The sequence below is a fragment of the Microbacterium sp. ANT_H45B genome, from assembly GCF_008369345.1.
Classification (GTDB): domain Bacteria; phylum Actinomycetota; class Actinomycetes; order Actinomycetales; family Microbacteriaceae; genus Microbacterium.
This window is the reverse complement of the sequence record NZ_VOBK01000002.1, coordinates 879,679-898,239: the sequence shown is the minus strand read 5'-3', so window position 1 is coordinate 898,239 and position 18,561 is coordinate 879,679. Positions and strand designations below refer to the sequence as shown.

Annotated in this window: 17 protein-coding genes and 1 tRNA gene; 12 read left to right on the top strand and 6 right to left on the bottom strand. The window is 69.9% G+C overall.

Annotation, left to right across the window (positions count from 1 at the left end; translation table 11 throughout):
- Window positions 1-51 precede the first annotated feature (51 nt).
- Genes FQ142_RS10850 through FQ142_RS10830 form a run of 5 tightly spaced genes read left to right on the top strand, consistent with a single transcriptional unit; the run spans window position 52 to window position 4,106 of the window.
- Entirely contained in the window at window positions 52-891 is an 840-nt protein-coding gene (locus FQ142_RS10850; protein WP_056416591.1) for a DUF3097 domain-containing protein, read from the top strand.
- 43 nt (window positions 892-934) lie between these two features.
- Window positions 935-1,660, top strand: coding sequence for a tRNA (guanosine(46)-N7)-methyltransferase TrmB (gene trmB / locus FQ142_RS10845; RefSeq protein ID WP_056416594.1), 726 nt, complete (start codon window positions 935-937; stop codon window positions 1,658-1,660).
- On the top strand, window positions 1,657-2,550 hold the full coding sequence (locus FQ142_RS10840; protein ID WP_149423268.1) for a CPBP family intramembrane glutamic endopeptidase: 894 nt from the start codon (window positions 1,657-1,659) through the stop codon (window positions 2,548-2,550). The genes trmB and FQ142_RS10840 overlap by 4 nt, the downstream gene beginning before the upstream one ends.
- 27 nt (window positions 2,551-2,577) lie before the next feature.
- Entirely contained in the window at window positions 2,578-2,970 is a 393-nt protein-coding gene (locus tag FQ142_RS10835) for a DUF1304 domain-containing protein (protein WP_149423267.1), read from the top strand.
- A 59-nt stretch (window positions 2,971-3,029) separates the two neighbouring features.
- Complete coding sequence (locus FQ142_RS10830; protein ID WP_149423266.1) at window positions 3,030-4,106, top strand: DNA polymerase IV; 1,077 nt, start codon at window positions 3,030-3,032, stop codon at window positions 4,104-4,106.
- Window positions 4,107-4,166: 60 nt separating this feature from the next.
- Here FQ142_RS10830 and FQ142_RS10825 read toward each other — a convergent pair whose 3' ends face one another.
- Genes FQ142_RS10825 through FQ142_RS10815 form a run of 3 tightly spaced genes read right to left on the bottom strand, consistent with a single transcriptional unit; the run spans window position 4,167 to window position 6,098 of the window.
- Entirely contained in the window at window positions 4,167-5,144 is a 978-nt protein-coding gene (locus FQ142_RS10825; RefSeq protein WP_149423265.1) for a zinc-binding dehydrogenase, read from the bottom strand.
- A 45-nt stretch (window positions 5,145-5,189) separates the two neighbouring features.
- Complete coding sequence (locus FQ142_RS10820) at window positions 5,190-5,612, bottom strand: organic hydroperoxide resistance protein (RefSeq protein WP_149423264.1); 423 nt, start codon at window positions 5,610-5,612, stop codon at window positions 5,190-5,192.
- A 57-nt stretch (window positions 5,613-5,669) separates the two neighbouring features.
- Window positions 5,670-6,098 carry a MarR family winged helix-turn-helix transcriptional regulator gene (locus FQ142_RS10815; protein ID WP_056416612.1) on the bottom strand — a complete coding sequence of 143 codons (429 nt, stop codon included), beginning with the start codon at window positions 6,096-6,098 and terminating at the stop codon, window positions 5,670-5,672.
- Window positions 6,099-6,202: 104 nt separating this feature from the next.
- On the opposite strand from FQ142_RS10815, the gene FQ142_RS10810 reads away from it, so the two are divergent.
- Window positions 6,203-7,843 (top strand): DHA2 family efflux MFS transporter permease subunit, encoded by a 1,641-nt coding sequence (locus FQ142_RS10810; protein WP_149423263.1) that lies wholly within the window; start codon window positions 6,203-6,205, stop codon window positions 7,841-7,843.
- An 89-nt stretch (window positions 7,844-7,932) separates the two neighbouring features.
- Here FQ142_RS10810 and FQ142_RS10805 read toward each other — a convergent pair.
- Both FQ142_RS10805 and FQ142_RS10800 read right to left on the bottom strand, forming a co-directional pair.
- Window positions 7,933-8,005, bottom strand: a tRNA-Arg gene (locus tag FQ142_RS10805).
- 16 nt (window positions 8,006-8,021) lie between these two features.
- Window positions 8,022-8,828 (bottom strand): SGNH/GDSL hydrolase family protein, encoded by an 807-nt coding sequence (locus FQ142_RS10800; protein WP_262492127.1) that lies wholly within the window; start codon window positions 8,826-8,828, stop codon window positions 8,022-8,024.
- A gap of 70 nt (window positions 8,829-8,898) precedes the next feature.
- Between FQ142_RS10800 and argS the strand changes: the two genes are divergently transcribed.
- Both argS and FQ142_RS10790 read left to right on the top strand, forming a co-directional pair.
- A complete protein-coding gene (gene argS, locus FQ142_RS10795; protein ID WP_149423262.1) occupies window positions 8,899-10,563 on the top strand; it encodes an arginine--tRNA ligase in 1,665 nt (554 codons plus the stop codon).
- A 34-nt stretch (window positions 10,564-10,597) separates the two neighbouring features.
- Window positions 10,598-11,458 (top strand): DUF2993 domain-containing protein, encoded by an 861-nt coding sequence (locus tag FQ142_RS10790; RefSeq protein ID WP_149423261.1) that lies wholly within the window; start codon window positions 10,598-10,600, stop codon window positions 11,456-11,458.
- 4 nt (window positions 11,459-11,462) lie between these two features.
- Here the strand turns inward: FQ142_RS10790 and FQ142_RS10785 are convergent, their stop codons facing one another.
- Window positions 11,463-12,530: a YihY/virulence factor BrkB family protein gene (locus FQ142_RS10785; protein WP_149423260.1), complete on the bottom strand. Its 1,068-nt coding sequence runs from the start codon at window positions 12,528-12,530 to the stop codon at window positions 11,463-11,465.
- A gap of 150 nt (window positions 12,531-12,680) precedes the next feature.
- On the opposite strand from FQ142_RS10785, the gene lysA reads away from it, so the two are divergent.
- From lysA to rho, 4 genes are all read left to right on the top strand, one after another.
- Complete coding sequence (gene lysA / locus FQ142_RS10780; RefSeq protein ID WP_262492126.1) at window positions 12,681-14,090, top strand: diaminopimelate decarboxylase; 1,410 nt, start codon at window positions 12,681-12,683, stop codon at window positions 14,088-14,090.
- Between the two features lie 64 nt (window positions 14,091-14,154).
- Entirely contained in the window at window positions 14,155-15,462 is a 1,308-nt protein-coding gene (locus FQ142_RS10775; protein ID WP_149423258.1) for a homoserine dehydrogenase, read from the top strand.
- Window positions 15,459-16,403, top strand: a complete 945-nt coding sequence (gene thrB, locus FQ142_RS10770; protein ID WP_149423257.1) for a homoserine kinase — start codon at window positions 15,459-15,461, stop codon at window positions 16,401-16,403. Before FQ142_RS10775 ends, thrB begins: the two co-directional genes overlap by 4 nt.
- A gap of 189 nt (window positions 16,404-16,592) precedes the next feature.
- On the top strand, window positions 16,593-18,554 hold the full coding sequence (gene rho, locus FQ142_RS10765; protein ID WP_149423256.1) for a transcription termination factor Rho: 1,962 nt from the start codon (window positions 16,593-16,595) through the stop codon (window positions 18,552-18,554).
- The last annotated feature ends 7 nt before the right edge of the window (window positions 18,555-18,561 follow it).

Genomic DNA, 18,561 nt, shown 5'->3' with positions numbered 1-18,561 from the left:
CCGACGGGGGATGACCGTTCGCCCTCAGCGGAGACACATACGCTGGAGGGCATGGACGACAGGTACGGATCGGATGTGCTCGCGTCGGGATGGCGGGAGCGCGCGGCGAAGCCGGTGCCGCAGGTGCCCGCCGAGCTCGATCTCGTCGTGGAGGTGGCCGACGACGGCTACTGCGGCGCGGTCACGCGGGTGCAGGGCGGCAACGTCGAGCTCGAGGACCGACTCGGTCGCAGACGGCTGTTCCCTCTCGGCGGCGGGTTCCTGATCGACGGCTCGCCGGTGCGCCTGGGGCCGCCCGCGCCGAAAGAGCAGGGCGCGCGCCGAACGGCATCCGGCTCGTTCGTGGTCTCCGACCAGCGCGCCAGGATCGCGCTCCCCAGTCGGATCCTCGTCGAGGGCAAGCACGATGCCGAGCTCGTCGAGAAGGTGTGGGGCGCGGATCTGCGGGTCGAGGGCGTCGTCGTGGAGTTCCTGCAGGGTGTCGACCTGCTCGACGAGCTGCTCGCCGCCGAACCGCCCAGCGCGTCCCGTCGGTACGGCGTGCTCGTCGATCACCTCGTGCCCGGATCGAAGGAGTCGCGCATCGCGGATGCCGTCGCCCGAGGCCCGCACGGCAGGCACGTCCGCATCGTCGGCCACCCCTTCGTCGACGTGTGGCAGTGCGTGACCCCGCGGGCGCTGGGGATCGCCAAGTGGCCGGAGATCCCGCGCGGCACCGATTGGAAGACCGGGATCTGCCGGGCGTTCGGCTGGCCGCACGAGACGCAGGGCGACACCGGGCGGGCCTGGCAGCACATCCTGTCGAAAGTGCACACCTACCGCGACCTCGAGCCCGCGCTGCTCGGTCGGGTCGAGGAGCTCATCGACTTCGTGACCGCTCCCGCGCACTGAGCGCCGGTCGGCAAGGTCGGATGCCGCCGACTACCCTGGGAACATGGTCGAACCCCGTACGTTCCGTGACGAACCGGTGTCCTTCGTACGCCGCAGCGGCCGCATGTCCGACGCCCAGGAACGCGCATTCGAGGAGCTCGGGCCGCACTACCTCCTCGACGTGCCGCGCGACGTCGCGTGGACATCGGTGCACCCCGAGGCACGGCTCGATCTCGCAGACGAATACGGGCGTGACGCCGACCTGTACGTGGAGATCGGTTCGGGTCAGGGACACGCGATCGTCGCGGCCGCGTCGTCGCGGCCGGACGACGACTTCCTCGCGGTCGAGGTCTTCCGTGCCGGCCTCGCCCGCACGATGCTCGACGCGGACCGGGAGGGCGCCCGCAACATCCGGGTCGTCGAGGCCAATGCGCCGGAGGTGCTCTCGTCGTACCTGCCCGAGTCCGCGGCGGCCGAGGTGTGGATCTTCTTCCCCGATCCGTGGCACAAGAAGAAGCACACCAAGCGCCGCCTCGTGCGTCAGGGATTCGGCGACACCGCCGCACGCGCGCTCCGGGACGGCGGCCTGTTGCGCCTCGCCACGGACTGGGAGGACTACGCGCTGCAGATGCGCGAGGTGCTCGACGCGGACCCGCTGTTCGAGCGGGCTTTCGACGGCGAGTGGGCCGACCGCTTCGACGGTCGGGTGATGACCGCGTTCGAGCGCAAGGGCATCGCCAAGGGTCGGGACATCCGCGATCTCGTGTACCGCCGCCGGTCCCGCACGTGACCTCTGTGCAGCGCGCGCAGACGGACTGGACCGGCGCGGTCCCCGCGCTGGTCGTCTGCGCGGCGGCTCCCGCCTTCTTCGTCGCACAGATCGTCTGGCTCGGCTGGACGCTGCTCGCGCTCGGCGTCTTCGGCGCCTGGCTCGTCGAGCGCCGCAGGCCCGGGACCCCGGACCGGACCGTGAGCGTCGGCGCGCGGCGGGAGACCGCCCGCACGATCGGCGTCGCCCGCACTCCCTCCCTCACCCGGGACCTCTCACTGATCGCGCTGGGCATGCTGATCGTGAGCGTGATCCCGCTCGCCGCCGAGCTCGACAACCTCGCCATGCTGCGCTTCACGCTCGCACTCGGAGGTGCGGTGGCGGTTCCCTACGCGGTGTCGCGCTTCGTCTACCGCGACAGGGCGATCAGCTTCCCCTGGCGCGCGCGTCGCCGGTGGGGTCGGCTGCAGTGGGGGTGGCTGGTCGCCGTGCTGGTGCTGGGGTGGCTGATCCTGCCGTTCTACTTCATCAGCAGCGGCGTGTACCAGAACTGGCCGGTCGTCGACACGCCCGACCTCATCGCGCGCCTGTTCGTCGGTGTCGGTGCCGTGGGGATCTGGGATGAGCTCTTCTTCATCTGCACGGTGTTCGCACTGCTGCGGCGGCATTTCCCCGATGCTCTCGCGAACGTGCTGCAGATGATCGTCTTCGTGTCGTTCCTGTGGGAGCTCGGGTACCGCGAGTGGGGGCCGCTGCTGACGATCCCGTTCGCCCTGCTGCAGGGCTTCATCTTCGTGCGCACGCACTCGCTCGCCTACGTGGTGACGGTGCATCTGCTCTTCGACGCGGTCGTCTTCGCCGTGCTGGTGCATGCCCACAACCCCGGGCTGCTGCCGATCTTCCTGCTCTAGGAGGGCGCGGGCGGATACGATCTACTCATGCTCATCGTCGGACTCGTCTTCGCCGCGGCCGCTGCCGCGTTCCACGTCTTCATCTTCGCGCTCGAGTCGCTGCGGTGGACGGAGCCCGAGACGCGGAAGATCTTCGGCGTCGCCAGCGAGGCGGACGCGCAGACGACGAAGGCACTTGCGTTCAACCAGGGGTTCTACAACCTGTTCCTGGCACTCGCCGCTCTGCTCGGGGTCGGCTTCGTGATCATCGGCCTCACCACGGTCGGTCTGACGCTCGTGTTCGCCGGCACCGGGATGATGCTGGCCGCGGCCCTCGTGCTCATCCTCTCGGACCGCACGAAAGCGCGCGCGGCGATCATGCAGGGGACCCTCCCGCTGCTCGCGGTGATCGTGACCGCGATCGCCGTGGCGATCGGCTGATCCGCTGCTGAGCGCTCGCGAGGGGTGACAACCCGATCGCGTCGGGCCACACTCGGTGCATGGCCGATTGGGTGCTGCACGTCGACATGGATCAGTTCATCGCCGCGGTCGAGGTGCTGCGCCGGCCCGAGCTCGCGGGGCTGCCGCTGATCGTCGGCGGACGGGGGGACCCGACAGAACGAGCCGTCGTGTCGACGGCGTCGTACGAGGCCAGGGCGTTCGGGATCGGCTCGGGTATGCCGCTCAAGATCGCGGCCCGCAAGGCGCCGGAGGATGCGGTGTTCCTCCCGGTCGACCACGACGCCTACGAAGCGTCATCCGCCGAGGTGATGGCGGCGCTGCGCACGCTGCCCGGCGTGGTGCTCGAGGTCATCGGCTGGGACGAGTGCTTTCTCGGGGTGACCACCGACGACCCGGAGAAGACCGCCCGCGGGGCGCAGGCGGCGGTGCTCGACGCGACGGGGTTGCACTGTTCGGTCGGCATCGGGGACAACAGGGTGCGCGCCAAGATCGCCACCGAGTTCGGCAAGCCCCGCGGTGTCTTCCGCCTCACCGGCGAGAACTGGTTCGCGGTGATGGGGGACAAGCCCACGCGTGATCTCTGGGGCGTCGGTCCGAAGGTGCAGAAGCGTCTGGGCGCCCACGGCATCCGGACGGTACGAGAACTCGCGGATGCCGACGAGGAGCTGCTCGTCTCGGAGTTCGGGCCGCGGATGGGAGTCTGGTACCACGGACTCGGCTCGGGACTCGGGCCGCGCGTGGTCGACCCGACGCCCTGGGCGGCTCGGAGCCACAGCCGCGAGACGACGTATCAGCAGAACCTGACCACCTCCGAGCAGGTCCGCGACGCGCTGACGGAGCTGGCCGGACATGCTTTCGACGACTGTGCTGCCGAAGGTCGACCGGTGGTGCGCGTGCACATCAAGGTGCGCTACGCCCCGTTCGAGACCAGGACGTTCGGGCACAAGCTCGACGCGCCGACGACACGGCGAGACGACGTGATCGCGGCAGCCCTCGCCCTCGCAGCCACGATGGATCCGCAGCGGGAGGTGAGACTTCTCGGCGTGCGCGCCGAGATGACGATGCCCGAGGTCGATGGGTCGACAGAGCGCACGCCGGTTCGCGGCAGGATCTGAGCGGTCTGGAGCTGAGCAGACCTGTCGGGGCGGGCCGGTGGCCCACCCCGACACGCGAAGTCAGAACTTGAAGAGCACCTTGCCGACGCGTCCGGCCGTGTTGCTGGCGCGCACGGCGTCTGCGGCATCCGCAGCGTCGAAGACGCCGGCCACAGGGAGCGTGAGCGTGCCTTCGGTGACGCGCTGGATCAGCTCGCCGAAGAGGGCGCCGCGGGTGGCGGCGTCCATGGTCTGGATGACCTTGCTGCCCCAGAAGCCCTTGACCGTGGCCTGCTTGAAGATCACATCGCCGGAGCGGATCTCCATGACGGGCGAGTTCATCGCACCGAACGCCACCAGGGTGCCGCCCTCTCCGAGCAGGGAGAGCACATCGCCTGCGGAGGATCCGCCGACGGAGTCGACGCCGAACGCGACGTGCGCGCCGTCGGTGAGGCGCGCGACCTGCTCGCGCCAGTCGTCCTGATCGGTGGCGACGACGTTCTCGATGCCCTGCTCGCGAAGCTCGTCGACGCCGGCGGTGCGTCGCACCAGGCCGATGACGTTGATGCCGCGTGCGGCCCCGAGCTGGGCGAGCATGCGTCCGACGGCGCCGTTCGCCGCGTTCTGAACGATCCAGTCGCCCTTCTCGGCGCCGAGGAACTGCAGCAGGCTGATCGTGCTGAACGGCATCGAGACCAGCTGTGCGGCGCTCTCGTCCTCGAGGGACTCAGGAACCGGAATGAGGCCCGCCGCGTCGGCGACGATGAACTCCGACCAGGCGCCGAACGTGCCGCCGGTGGCGACGCGCTGTCCGACGGTCAGGTTCTCCACACCCTCGCCGAGTGCATCGACGACGCCGAGCGCCTCGGTGCCGGATGCGGCGGGGAGCTCGGGCTTGAATCCGTAGGTGCCGCGGATCGTCCACAGGTCGTGGTTGTGGATCGGTGAGAGGACGACGCGAAGGCGGACCTGGCCGGGGCCGGGCTCCGGCGTCGGGCGCTCGGTGACCTCGAGGACGTCTTCGGGCTCGCCGAATGTGCGGTGCGTGAGTGTGCGCATGATGTTCTCCTTGTGGGATCTGTCGTGGGGGTGGTCGGCGGGTGATCAGTCGTCGGAGACGGTGATCGCCACGTCGATGTTGCCGCGGGTCGCGTTGGAGTACGGGCACACCTGGTGCGCGGCGTCGGCGAGGGCCTGAGCCTGGTCGTGGGGGAGGTCGGGGATGACGACCTCGAGCTGCACGGCGAGGCCGAATCCGCCCTCGCCGTTCGAGCCGATCTGCACGCGCGCTCCGACGGACGAGTCGGTGATCTTGATCTTCTGCGCGCGGGCGACGCTCTGCAGCGCGGAGTGGAAGCATGCCGCGTAGCCGGCGGCGAAGAGCTGCTCGGGGTTCGCGCCGTCGCCGCTGCCGCCCATCTCCTTGGGGATGGCGAGGTTCAGCTCGAGGCGTCCGTCGCCCGTGGCGACACGTCCGTCGCGTCCTGCTCCGGTGGCGAGTGCTTCGGCGGTGTAGAGAGCGTCCATCGTGTGGATTTCCTTCCGGTTGGGGTCTGTCGGCGCGTGAAGCGCGGGAGTGAGGGTCTACGGGGTCTTCTGCAGTCGGGCCGTGAGCTCCTGGAGCTCGGCGATGAGGCGGTGGCGCTGATCGTCGTCCTGCATGCCGGCGAGTGCGGCGACGGCGGAGTGCACGGGCGCGACCTCGGATCGCAGAGCGGTGCCCGCCTCGGTGAGGCCGACGGTGACGACGCGCTCGTCGGTGGCGCTGCGCGACTTGGAGACGTAGCCTGCCTGCTCCAGGCGGCGCACGAGGGGGGAGAGCGTGCCGGAGTCGAGCTGCATGGCGTCGCCGAGCGACCCGATCGTCTGCTCGCCCTCCATCCAGAGGATTGCGAGCACGAGGTACTGCGGGTACGTCAGGCCCCAGGGAGCGAGCAGGGTGCGGTACGCCTGCGTCGTCGCACGGGCGGCGGAGTAGAGCGAGAAGCACACCATCTCATCGGTCACGGCCATTCGACGAGTATTGCACACGATTAAGTTGTGCACAACTAAATGATCGGGATTTAGTTCCCATATGTGACTTCCACCCTGTATGACTACTAGCTAAACTAGCGATCATGGAACGGTACTCACGGCTGCGCTGGGCGGGCCTGGTCTTCATCAGCATCGCGGTCTCGCTGATCATCGTCGACTCGACGATCGTCAACGTCGCGATCCCTGCGATCGTCGACGATCTCGGCATCACGTCCACCGAGGTGCAGTGGGTGCAGGAGGCCTACACGCTGGTGTTCGCCGCGCTGCTGCTCGTGTTCGGGAGTCTCGCCGATCGGTTCGGCCGGCGACGCATGATGCTCATCGGAGTCGTCGTCTTCGCCGCCTCATCCGTGCTCGCCTCCTTCGCACCGGACGGCGGGATGCTGATCCTCGCGCGCCTGGCGCAGGGAGTGGGAGGCTCGATGATCCTGCCGACGACGCTGTCGATCATCAACGCCACCTTCCGCGGCCGTGAGCGGGGCATCGCCTTCGCCGTGTGGGGATCGACGATCGGCGGAATGGCCGCCGTCGGCCCGCTCCTCGGCGGATGGCTCACGACCGCGTTCTCGTGGCGCTGGGCCTTCGGCATCAACATCCCCCTCGGCGTCATCATCGTCATCGGCGTGCTTCTGACCGTCGCCGAGTCTCGCAGTGATCGCACCTCCCGCATCGATGTCATCGGAGCGCTCCTGTCGGTGCTCACGATGGGAAGCCTCGTGTTCGGGCTCATCGAGGGGCGCACCTACGGCTGGTGGCTCGTCGACCAGCGTCCGCAGATCGGCGACTGGACCTGGCCGCTCGATCTGTCGCCGATCCCGTTCGCGTTCGCGCTCGCTCTGATCGCCCTCGTCGCCTTCATCCTGTGGGGGGTGCACCGCGAGCGTCGCGGCACCTCGACCCTCTTGGCACTGCGTCTGTTCGCGATCCCGTCGTTCCGCAACGGCAACATCGCGGCCACGGTGGTCTCGCTGGGGGAGTTCGGGATCATCCTCGCGCTGCCGCTCTGGCTGCAGTTCGTGCTGGGCTTCGACGCGCTGCAGACGGGGCTGCTGCTGCTGGCTCTCGCCGGCGGATCATTCGTCGCCAGCGGTGCAGCCGGTGCCGCGAGCGGCAAGGTGCCGCCCGTCTGGGTCGTCCGTGCGGGGCTGCTGGCCGAGATCGTCGGAGTGGCGGGTGTCGGCTTCGTGATCGCACCGGATGCGTCGTGGGTGCCGCTCATCCCGTTCCTGTTCGTCTACGGACTCGGCGTGGGGCTCGCGACGGCCCAGCTGACCGGCGTCGTTCTCGCCGATGTCCCGGTGGCGGACAGCGGTGCCGCATCAGGCACGCAGTCGACATCGCGGCAGCTCGGTGCCGCTCTCGGCGTCGCGGTTCTGGGCACCGTGCTCTTCACCAGCACGGCCGGGATCCTCGATTCCTCGCTGGAGGCCAGGGGAGTGCCCGCCGATCAGCGCGATCAGGTCGTGTCGTCGGTCGTCGACAGCGCCGGTGCCGCGATCAGCGGACTCGAGGTGCAGCCCGACACCGCGGCCATCGCCGACGACGCCAAGGCCGCCTTCTCGGACGGAACGCGTTTCGCGGCGTGGACCGCGGCCGGGTTCCTCGCCCTCGGCCTGCTGTCGACGATCTCCCTCGGCTCCGGAGCACGGAGCATGGGCGACGGAGAGGCGGACTCTGAATCCCGACCGGCGGGCGGCGCTGCGGAGGGCGGGCCCTCGAACTGACCGAGGTGCGGTCGTGGTGAGCGGTGGACTCCAGACGCGGAGAACCCCCGCCCGTGATGGGCGGGGGTTCTCTGGCTCCAGCGTGTGTGTGCCCCCGACAGGAGTCGAACCTGCGACCTACGGTACCGGAAACCGGCGCTCTATCCACTGAGCTACGGAGGCGTACCGAACGACGATATCACTGCTCGGGAGTGGTCTCCGACCCACCGGCCTCCGTCACCGGCGCGTTGCCCAGTTCGGCGAGAGCCGCGGCGAGCTTCTCGGCCAGGTAGCGGTGGCCGTCGGTGGAGGGATGCTTGCGCCCGACCTCCACGTCGATGACCGACAGGTAGTTCTGCGCGGTGATCCAGTTCTGCGCGATGGGGGAGATGTACCACCAGCCGCGGGCCGCGGCGAGATCGCCGAGGTCGGTGTCGATCCGCGCCGTCTCGGTGCCGACGGGCAGCTCGTGCGGCGCGGGGCCGAGGACGACGATCGTCGCCTCCGGGTACTTCGCCGCCATCGCGTCCCACGCGGCGGTCACGGCTTCGCGATACCCCGCCGCGCCCTGAGCGCGGTCGTTGATGGATCCCTGCAGGATGACGAGGTCGGGCGTGAGGGTCGGATCGAGAGCGGCGATCCGCTCGCCGAAGGCGGGGCCGTCGATCCCCGGCTTGAGGTACCCGCTGCCGCGGACGCCGTCGACGATCGTCTCGCCGTCGAGCAGCTCGGCGAGCACGTAGGCGTAGCCGAGGGTGGGCTCGGTCGCGGCGGAGCCGTAGGTCCACGAGTCGCCGAAGACGAGCACGGTCGGGTGCTCGGGCAGCAGCAGCGGGACGGGTGCGACGGTCACCGACTCACCGCCGGCCGCAGCTCCCGCGGGAGGTGTCGAGGGCACCCAGACCCAGGGGCGCCAGACCCCGAGGGCCACGGCGGCCACCGCCAGGATCACCGCGATGACGAGGCCCGCGAGGGGCAGACGGTGACGGGTGGAGGCGGCCTTCATGGCATGACTGTAGATCACGTTCCCGCTCCCGCAAATTCGGGGGCTCACCGCGCCGTAAACTGGGACGGCTATGAACCCTGACACACTCGCCGAAGCCCTCCTCGCCGTCCTCGCACCGATCGCCGAGGAACGACGTCCCGGCGAGCCGTTCGAGCTCGCCGCATCCGACATCGTGCTCGACCGCCCGCGCAACCGCGAGCACGGCGACTGGGCCTCGAACATCGCGATGCGTCTGGCGAAGCCGTTCGGCACCAACCCGCGGGAACTCGCTCAGCAGATCGCCGACGGTCTGGCGCAGGTCGACGGCATCGAGAGCGCCGAGGTCGCGGGTCCTGGTTTCATCAACATCCGCCTGGATGCCGCCGCCGCCGGCGCTCTGGCGAAGGTCATCGTCGACGCCGGTGTCGCGTACGGACGCAACGACACCCAGGCCGGCAAGTCGATCAACATCGAGTTCGTGAGCGCGAACCCGACCGGCCCGCTGCACATCGGCCACACGCGCTGGGCCGCTCTCGGCGACGCGATCGCCCGCGTGCTCGCGGCATCCGGTGCCACCGTCGCGCGGGAGTACTACATCAACGACGCCGGTGTGCAGATGGAGCGGTTCGCGAACTCCGTGCTCGCCGCCGTGAAGGGCGAGCCGACGCCGGAGGGCGGATATGCCGGAAGCTACATCGCCGACCTCGCTGCCCGAGTGATCGAGGCCCGCCCCGATCTGCTCGATCTCGAGGCGGAGGAGCAGGTCGCCGTCGCGCGCGAACTCGCCTACGGGTTCCAGCTCGACGAGCAGAAGCAGTCGCTGTCGAAGTTCAACGTCGACTTCGACGTGTGGTTCTCCGAGCGCACGCTGCACGCCAAGGGCGCCGACGGCACGAGCTTCGTCGACCAGGCCGTCGACCGCCTGCGCGAGCAGGGGCACGTCTTCGACGACGAGGGCGCGGTCTGGGTGCGCACGACCGACTTCGGCGACGACAAGGATCGTGTGATCCGCCGCTCGAACGGCGAGTACACCTACTTCGCCGCCGACGCCGCGTACTACCTGAACAAGGGCGATCGCGGGTTCGAATACAAGCTGTACCTGCTGGGAGCCGACCACCACGGGTACGTGCATCGTCTCAAGGCCATCGCGGGAGCGGCGGGGGAGGACCCTGAGAAGAACGTCGAGGTGCTGATCGGCCAGCTCGTCTCGGTCGGTGGAGCGCGCCTCAGCAAGCGCGCCGGCAACATCATCGAGATGGATGACCTGCGCGAATGGCTCGGCACCGATGCGCTGCGGTACTCGCTGGAGCGCTCTCCTGCGGACTCGCCGCTCGCCCTCGACCCCGAGCTGCTGCAGAAGCGGACGAACGACAACCCCGTCTTCTATGTGCAGTACGCCCACGCGCGGACACACAACGTGGCTCGCAACGCCGCGGACTCGGGCGTCGACCGTTCGGAGTTCGCCCCCGAGACGCTCACGCACGAGACCGAGAGCGCGCTGCTCGGAGCGTTGCAGGAGTTCCCGCGCATGGTGGCCTTCGCCGCCGAGGTGCGCGAGCCGCACCGGGTCGCCCGCTACCTCGAGGAGCTCGCCGGCCTGTACCACCGTTGGTACGACAATTGCCGCGTGATCCCGCAGGGCGACGATCCCATCGAGACCGTGCACCGCACGCGTCTGTGGCTCAACGACGCCGCGGGTCAGGTCTTCCGCAACGGGCTGGACCTGCTCGGCGTCTCCGCGCCCGAGCGCATGTGACCGGCGTCCGCGACGCCGACAGGGGGATGACAGCATGAGCGACGACAACCACACGCGTCCCTACCCGGCGCGAGACTCCGAGCATCCGACACTCGTGATCCCCGGCGGTGCAGACGAGGCGGATGCCGCCGAGGCCGCACCGACGCCCCGCCGTCGCAAGCGCCGGCTATGGGTGCTGGCCATCGTCCTCGTCGTGCTGGCCCTGCTCGTCGTGGCGGCGGAGCTCATCGTGCGCGCCGTTCTGCCCGGGATCGTCCGGGGAATGGTGATCGAGCAGCTCGACCTGCCCGCCGACCAGCAGCTCGAGGTGGAGGCCGACGGCATCCTGCTGCCGCAGCTGATCGGCGGCTCGCTCGACACGCTGCACCTGTCGACGGATTCCGTCACGCTGCAGGGCATCACCGGAGCCGTCGACGCGACCGTCACCGGAGTGCCGCTGCGCGGGGGCGATCTCCGCGGCGCGTCCGGCACGATCCGCATCGACGAGTCGCAGTTCGGCAGCCTCCTCGCCGACACCGATCTTCCCGTGGAGTCCGTGACGCTCGAGGAGCCCAACGCGACGGTCTCCGGATCCGTGACGGTGCTCGGACTCTCGATCCCGCTGTCGCTCACCGTGCTGCCGGGCGTCGCCGACGGCGACCTCGAACTCACTCCGGTGGGGGCCGCCATCGGCGGACTCGAGGTCGACGCCGATCAGGTCGGCTCGTCGCTGGGGGCGCTGGGAACCCGGCTCACCGAGACGCAGCGCGTGTGCATCGCCGACCAGCTCCCCGCGGGCATCACCCTCGTCGGGCTGAAGGTCGTGGGCAGCGAGGCCGTGATCGACGTGGCCGTCGACGGGGCCATCGCGACCGATGCGAGCCTGCTCGAGAAGGGCACCTGCCCGCGGGGCTGAGGTCTCAGCCTGCCGGCGTCTCGGTCGCCGAGCCTTCACGCATCTCACGCTCGGCCTTCTGCGCGGCGCGCAGCTCGGCGGTCGCGAGCGTGACCTCGGCTTCGGCGCGCTGCACCCGTCGCTGCGGGAACGTCGACGCGCCGAAGCGGGCGTGCACGCGGTCGTGGCGCTCCTCCTCGGAGGTGACGATGAAGGCGGAGGAGATCAGGATCACCTGGGTCGACAGGTTGAGCCAGATCAGCAGCGCGAGCAGCGAGGCGAACGAGGCGAGCAGCGGGTTGCTCGTCGCCCCGCCGATGAACAACCCTGACAGCTCCTGCAGCACCAGGAGCCCGACGCCGCCGAGCAGCGCACCGCTCCACAGGGAGCGCGCCGAGGGAATGGTGCCCGAGAGCACGCGGAACACGCCCGCGATCAGCGCGGTGTCCAGGGCGAGCACGACGAGCAGCGATGCGATCCGGATGCTCCAGATCGCGATCGCGGAGTCGTCGGCGATGCCCAGCAGCCCCGCGATCCAGGTGATGCCGATCCGGCCGATGAAGGTGATCGCCGCGGCTGCGACGAACGAGAGGCCGATGCCGATGGCCAGGAGCAGGTTGCGCAGCATCACCCAGATGAAGAGGACGTCGCCCTGCGCGGTGCCCGCGAGGATCCGCACGGCCGAGCGCAACGATCCGACGGCGGCGAGGGCGGAACCGGTGAGAGTGATCACCGAGACGGCGCCGGCGACGGACAGGGAGATCGGCGCCTGCAGGTCGGACGGGTCGATGATCGCGCCCTCGCCGATGAGCCCTGGCACCACGGACTGCACCGCGTCGATGATCGCGTCCCACGCAGCCGGGTTGCCGGCCAGCCAGAGCGCCGCGATCGAGAAGCCGAGGAGCACGGCGGAGAACACGCTGAAGAGAGCGCGATAGGTCACGCTGTCGGCCAGCATCGGTCCGCGTCGCTCCGAGTAGAGCAGGAACGCCCTGACCACGCGCTGTCGGAGTGCCCATCGGATCGCCGCGGCGCTGACACGCGGGATCAGGCCGGGACGATCGGCTTCTGGGGCTGCGGATTCGGTGCTCATCGCGAACAGTCTAGGAGCCGCTGCGGACCGCGCTGAGGGGGTTGACGCGGAGGGTCACCATGGCGGATGCGGCATGACGGGTGCCCTAGAATCGGGGGCGACCTCGCAGTGCGCGTGTTCGCCCGAGACCCGTCCCACGATTGGTGTTCCTTGCTTTCCCCTGCCGACTCGCTCGCCCCGGAATGGCTCGTCGTCCCCGACGACGTGAACGATCTCGCCGCCGCCGTCTGGCCCGCATCTGCGCATCGCGACGCTGACGGGGTCGTGCAGCTGGCCGGTGTCTCCGCCACCGCGCTGGCCCAGACCCACGGGACGCCGCTGCTGGTGATCGACGAGGACGAAGTGCGTGCCCGTGCCCGCAGCTTCCGCGTCGCGTTCGACCGCGCGGCCGCCGACCACGGCACCACCGCGCAGGTGTACTACGCGGGCAAGGCGCTGCTGACCACCGTGATCGCCCGCTGGGTGGTCGACGAGGGGCTCAGGGTCGATGTCTGCACCGGGGGAGAGCTCGCGGTCGCGCTCGCAGCGGGGGTCGCCCCGGCATCCCTCGGCTTCCACGGCAACAACAAGTCCGTCGCCGAGCTCGAGCGCGCCGTCGAGGTGGGCGTCGGCACGATCATCGTCGACAGCGCGATCGAGGTGGAGCGGCTCGCGGCCATCACCGCGCGGACCGGCGCCACGCAGCGGGTGCTGGTGCGGGTCATCAGCGGTGTGCACGCCGAGACCCATGACTTCCTCGCCACGGCGCATGAGGACCAGAAGTTCGGATTCCCGCTGCCCGAGGCCGAGCAGGCCGTGGCCCGCATCCGCGAGATCCCCGGTCTCGAGTTCGCCGGGCTGCACTGCCACATCGGATCGCAGATCTTCGGGGTCGCCGGCTTCCGCGAGTCGGCGTCGCGGGTGCTCGAGCTGCATGCCGCGCTGCTCGAGGGGGGCCCGGTGCCGCAGCTCAACCTCGGCGGCGGCTTCGGCATCGCGTACACACGCCTCGACGACCCCACTCCGATCGAGACGCTTGCGGGCGAGATCGTCGCTGCCGTGGCCGAGGGCTGCGCAGCGCGCGGCATCGCGGTTCCTGCCCTGTCGTTCGAACCGGGACGCGCGATCGTCGGCACCGCGGGGGTGACCCTGTACGAGGTGGGCACCACGAAGGACGTCGCCCTCGACTCCGGTGCGACCCGTCGCTACGTCAGTGTCGACGGGGGTATGAGCGACAACGCCCGCCCCGCCCTCTACGGCGCGCAGTTCTCGGCTCGCCTGGCGTCGCGCGCGGGCACCGGAGAAGCGCAGCTCAGCCGCGTGGTCGGCAAGCACTGCGAATCCGGCGACATCGTCGTCGACCACGAGTTCCTGCCGGCCGATGTCGCGCCGGGCGATCTGCTCGCGGTGCCGGCGACCGGCGCGTACTGCGCCCCGCTCGCGAGCAACTACAACCACGTGCCCCGTCCGCCGATCGTCGCGGTGCGCGACGGGCGGTCGACCGTCATCGTCCGCGGCGAGACCATCGACGACGTCCTGTCACGGGACGCCGGTATCGAGTCATCCGAGAATCCTCGGTGACCCGCGCTCCCCGTGACGCGGCATCCGACGACGTACGACAGATCCACCCTCCGAAGGAGAAGCAATGACGACTGAGTACCGACGACTTCGGGTGGCGCTGCTGGGCGCCGGCGCGGTCGGCTCCCAGGTGGCCGACCTGCTGCTGCGGCACGGTGACGAGCTCGCCGATCGTGCGGGCGCCGCTCTCGAGCTGTCCGGCATCGCCGTGCGCAACCTCGACGCCCCGCGCGACGCCGACCTGCCTGCGGAGCTGTTCACGACCGACGCGGAGTCCCTGATCCTCGGGGCCGACATCGTCATCGAGCTGATCGGCGGGATCGAGCCGGCTCGCACGAACATCCTCCAGGCCATCGGCTCCGGAGCCGATGTCGTGACCGCGAACAAGGCGCTGCTCGCCACCCACGGTCCCGAGCTCTTCGAAGCCGCCGATCGCGTGGGCGCCTCGGTGTACTACGAGGCCGCCGCGGCAGGGGCGATCCCCATCATCCGCCCGCTGCGCGATTCGCTCGCGGGCGACCGGGTCGTGCGCATCATGGGCATCGTGAACGGCACCACCAACTACATCCTCGACCGGATGGAGACGGAGGGCGCCGACTTCGCCGATGTGCTCGCCGACGCCCAGCGCCTCGGATACGCCGAGGCCGATCCGACGGCCGACGTCGAGGGCTACGACGCCGCGCAGAAGGCCGCGATCCTCGCGAGCCTCGCCTTCCACACCGCGGTCCCGCTGGATGCGGTGCATCGCGAGGGGATCTCCTCGATCACGGCCTCGATGATCGACGAGGCCCGCGCCGCCGGATTCGTCATCAAGCTGCTCGCGGTCTGCGAGCGCCTCGAGGCGAACGGCGCCGAGTCGATCTCGGTCCGCGTGTACCCCGCATTGGTGCCCCAGTCGCACCCGCTCGCCTCGGTGCACGGTGCGAACAACGCCGTCTTCGTCGAGGCCGAGGCCGCCGGCTCGCTGATGTTCTACGGGGCGGGAGCCGGCGGTGTGCAGACCGCATCCGCCGTTCTCGGCGACGTCGTCTCGGCGGCACGGCGGCACATCGCGGGCGGAGTCGGTGTCGGCGAATCGACCAGGGCGAACCTGCCCGTCGTCGCGATCGGACACGTCACCACGCGCTACCAGATCACGCTCGAGGTCTCGGATGCTCCGGGCGTGCTCGCCACGGTCGCCGGGATCCTCAGCGACGGCGACGTCTCGGTCGCCACCGTGGTCCAGACCGTCGAGGGGGAGGCGGAACCCACCGCTCGCCTCGTGATCGGCACACATCGGGCGACGGACGCGGCGCTCAGTGCCACCGTGACCGCGCTGTCGGAGAGCTCCGTCGTCGAGCGCGTGGTCTCGGTGCTGCGCGTGGAAGGCGAGTGACCGTGGCGGCAGGACGCACGGTCGAGGTCACGGTCCCGGCGACCAGCGCCAACCTCGGCCCCGGCTTCGACACGCTCGGGCTCGCGCTCAGTGTCTACGACACGCTCCTCGTCACCGAGCTCGCGGCCGGGGAGCTGGAGATCGAGGTCACCGGATCCGGCGCCCAGGAGATTCCGCGCGACGCGTCGAACCTGATCGTCCGCACCGTCGCGCACGTGTACGCCGATGTGGATCGCCCCTTTCCGGGTCTGCGCATCCAGGCCGAGAACGGCGTGCCGCACGGACGCGGCCTCGGCTCGTCGGGAGCCGCGGTCGCCGCGGGCATCCTCGCGGCCAAGGGGCTGCTCGAGGGCGACGTCGAGATCGACGACGCCGACATGCTCCGCCTCGCCACGGAGATCGAAGGGCATCCCGACAACGTCGCTCCGGCGCTCTTCGGCGGACTCACGATCGCCTGGATGGGGGAGCACGGCGCCCGACACAAGAAGCTGCTCGTGCATCGCGGAGTCTCTCCTCTCGTGCTGGTGCCCTCGTACACGATGTCCACGTCGGCCGCGCGCTCGCTGCAGCCGCCCCACGTCTCGACCGCGGATGCGGTGTTCAACCTGTCGCGCTCGGCCCTGCTGATCGCGGCTCTCACCCAGAGCCCCGAACTGCTGCTCGATGCCACGGCCGACCGGCTGCACCAGGACTACCGTGCCGAGGCGATGCCCGAGACACAGCGACTCGTGCAGGCGCTGCGCAGCGCAGGCTTCGCGGCCGTCGTCTCGGGCGCCGGACCCAGCGTGCTGGTGCTCGCCGACGGCCCCGGGCGCCGCCAGGATGCCGTGGAACTCGCCGAATCCACCACCGACACCCCGTGGGATGCGCTGCTGCTCGCCGTCGACGTGCGTGGTGGTACAGTGGGGGAATCGAGCGGAGGGCTCCACGCAACTGCGTGAATCTGGCCCCATTGCAACTCTGCAAGTCCCGCACGCAAATCCCTGTATCACTGCTCTCAGCGAGAACCCGGTTCTCTTCGAGAACCCAGTGACGAGGCCGGCTGACGCCGAGCGTCAGCCCGTGCGACCGCGCTCAGCACCCGTTGTGCGCGTACCGCTCGTGTTCCCCAGACTGAAGAGGGAGTACTCGTGGAGAATTTCTCCGAGACCCAGAACGACAAGGCGGCACCTGCCGCCGAGGCTCCGGCGACGGCGTCCGACGCCGCGACCGCATCCGCGACCGAAGTGGCCCCTGCGCGCAAGCGCGCACCGCGACGTGCGAGCACCGCGACCGCTGCAGCGAAGGCCGAGAAGGCCGCGGCGGCCGCTGCTGAGGCGCCCGCCGCCGATGCCGTACCCGCCGCTGCATCCGCTGCCGCACCCGCCGCCGAGGCTCCGGCCGAGGCCGCACCGAAGGCGAAGGCCCCGCGCCGCAGCCGGGCGAAGAAGGCCGATGCCGAGACCGAGGCGTCCGCGCCGTCCGCGCAGGCTCCCGCCGCCGAGGCCCCCACCGCGGATGCGGCACCGGCCGAGTCCGCACCGTCCGCCGACGCCGGATCCTCCGACGCGACCGACGAGCCGAAGAAGACCACCGGTCGCGGTCGCCGCACCGCCAAGAAGCCGGCGGCCGATGCCGAGGCTCCCGCCGCCGAGAAGCCCGCCGAGGCTCCTGCGACGGAGACCCCCTCCTCGAACGATTCCGGCTCCGACTCCGCCGACGGCGGCGACGAGCAGGGCGGTCGTGGACGCAACCGCAACCGCAGCCGCAACCGCGGTCGCGGCCAGAACGGCAACGGCCAGGGCGACTCGCAGCAGTCGCAGCAGACGCAGCAGCAGAGCGCGCCGACCGACGACGACGGCGGAAACGCCCGCAACCGTCAGCGCAACAAGCGTCGCGGCGGCGCCCCGACCGACGAATTCGATACGGAGATCGGCGAGGACGACGTCCTGATCCCGATCGCGGGCATCCTCGACGTGCTCGACAACTACGCGTTCGTCCGCACCACCGGCTACCTCGCCGGCCCCAGCGACGTCTACGTCTCGCTCGGCCAGGTCAAGAAGTACAACCTGCGCAAGGGCGACGCGATCGTCGGATCGATCAAGCAGCCCCGTGAGGGCGAGCAGCAGGGACGTCAGAAGTACAACGCCCTGGTCAAGGTCGACTCGATCAACGGCCTGTCCGTCGATGACGCGGCGACGCGCGTCGAGTTCGGCAAGCTCACCCCGCTGTACCCGCAGGAGCGTCTCCGTCTCGAGACCGCTCCCGAGAAGCTGACCCAGCGGATCATCGACCTCGTCGCCCCGATCGGAAAGGGACAGCGCGGGCTCATCGTCGCGCCGCCCAAGGCGGGCAAGACGATCGTGCTGCAGCAGATCGCCAACGCGATCGCGCAGAACAACCCCGAGGTCCACCTCATGGTCGTGCTCGTCGACGAGCGCCCCGAAGAGGTCACCGACATGCAGCGCACGGTGAAGGGCGAGGTCATCGCCTCCACCTTCGACCGCCCCGCCGAGGATCACACCACGGTCGCCGAGCTCGCCATCGAGCGCGCCAAGCGCCTCGTCGAGCTGGGCCGCGACGTCGTCGTGCTGCTCGACTCGATCACGCGTCTCGGTCGTGCCTACAACCTCGCGGCCCCGGCCTCGGGACGCGTGCTCTCGGGCGGTGTCGACGCCTCGGCGCTGTACCCGCCCAAGCGCTTCTTCGGCGCCGCGCGCAACATCGAGAACGGCGGATCCCTGACGATCCTCGCCACGGCTCTCGTCGAGACCGGCTCCAAGATGGACGAGGTCATCTTCGAGGAGTTCAAGGGCACCGGCAACAGCGAGCTGCGCCTGTCGCGTCAGCTCGCCGACAAGCGGATCTTCCCCGCCGTCGACGTCAACGCGTCGAGCACCCGTCGCGAGGAGATGCTGCTCTCGGCCGACGAGGTCAAGATCACCTGGAAGCTGCGCCGTGCCCTCGCGGGTCTCGACCAGCAGCAGGCGCTCGAGGTCGTCCTCGGCAAGCTCAAGGAGACCCACTCGAACGTCGAGTTCCTCGTGCAGATGCAGAAGTCGATCCCGACGCTGCCTTCGGGCGCGCACGGGCACGACAACAACATCCGCTGAGCGGAGC

Excerpts from the sequence above, each read along its gene's own strand:
- FQ142_RS10820 (WP_149423264.1), bottom strand. The coding sequence starts at position 5,612 with ATGGACGCTCTCTACACCGCCGAAGCACTCGCCACCGGAGCAGGACGC.
- FQ142_RS10790 (WP_149423261.1), top strand. The coding sequence starts at position 10,598 with ATGAGCGACGACAACCACACGCGTCCCTACCCGGCGCGAGACTCCGAG.
- FQ142_RS10785 (WP_149423260.1), bottom strand. The coding sequence starts at position 12,530 with ATGAGCACCGAATCCGCAGCCCCAGAAGCCGATCGTCCCGGCCTGATC.
- FQ142_RS10830 (WP_149423266.1), top strand. The coding sequence starts at position 3,030 with ATGGCCGATTGGGTGCTGCACGTCGACATGGATCAGTTCATCGCCGCG.
- FQ142_RS10850 (WP_056416591.1), top strand. The coding sequence starts at position 52 with ATGGACGACAGGTACGGATCGGATGTGCTCGCGTCGGGATGGCGGGAG.
- FQ142_RS10825 (WP_149423265.1), bottom strand. The coding sequence starts at position 5,144 with ATGCGCACACTCACGCACCGCACATTCGGCGAGCCCGAAGACGTCCTC.
- FQ142_RS10835 (WP_149423267.1), top strand. The coding sequence starts at position 2,578 with ATGCTCATCGTCGGACTCGTCTTCGCCGCGGCCGCTGCCGCGTTCCAC.
- FQ142_RS10775 (WP_149423258.1), top strand. The coding sequence starts at position 14,155 with ATGACGACTGAGTACCGACGACTTCGGGTGGCGCTGCTGGGCGCCGGC.
- FQ142_RS10800 (WP_262492127.1), bottom strand. The coding sequence starts at position 8,828 with ATGAAGGCCGCCTCCACCCGTCACCGTCTGCCCCTCGCGGGCCTCGTC.
- argS (WP_149423262.1), top strand. The coding sequence starts at position 8,899 with ATGAACCCTGACACACTCGCCGAAGCCCTCCTCGCCGTCCTCGCACCG.
- trmB (WP_056416594.1), top strand. The coding sequence starts at position 935 with ATGGTCGAACCCCGTACGTTCCGTGACGAACCGGTGTCCTTCGTACGC.
- FQ142_RS10810 (WP_149423263.1), top strand. The coding sequence starts at position 6,203 with ATGGAACGGTACTCACGGCTGCGCTGGGCGGGCCTGGTCTTCATCAGC.
- FQ142_RS10815 (WP_056416612.1), bottom strand. The coding sequence starts at position 6,098 with ATGGCCGTGACCGATGAGATGGTGTGCTTCTCGCTCTACTCCGCCGCC.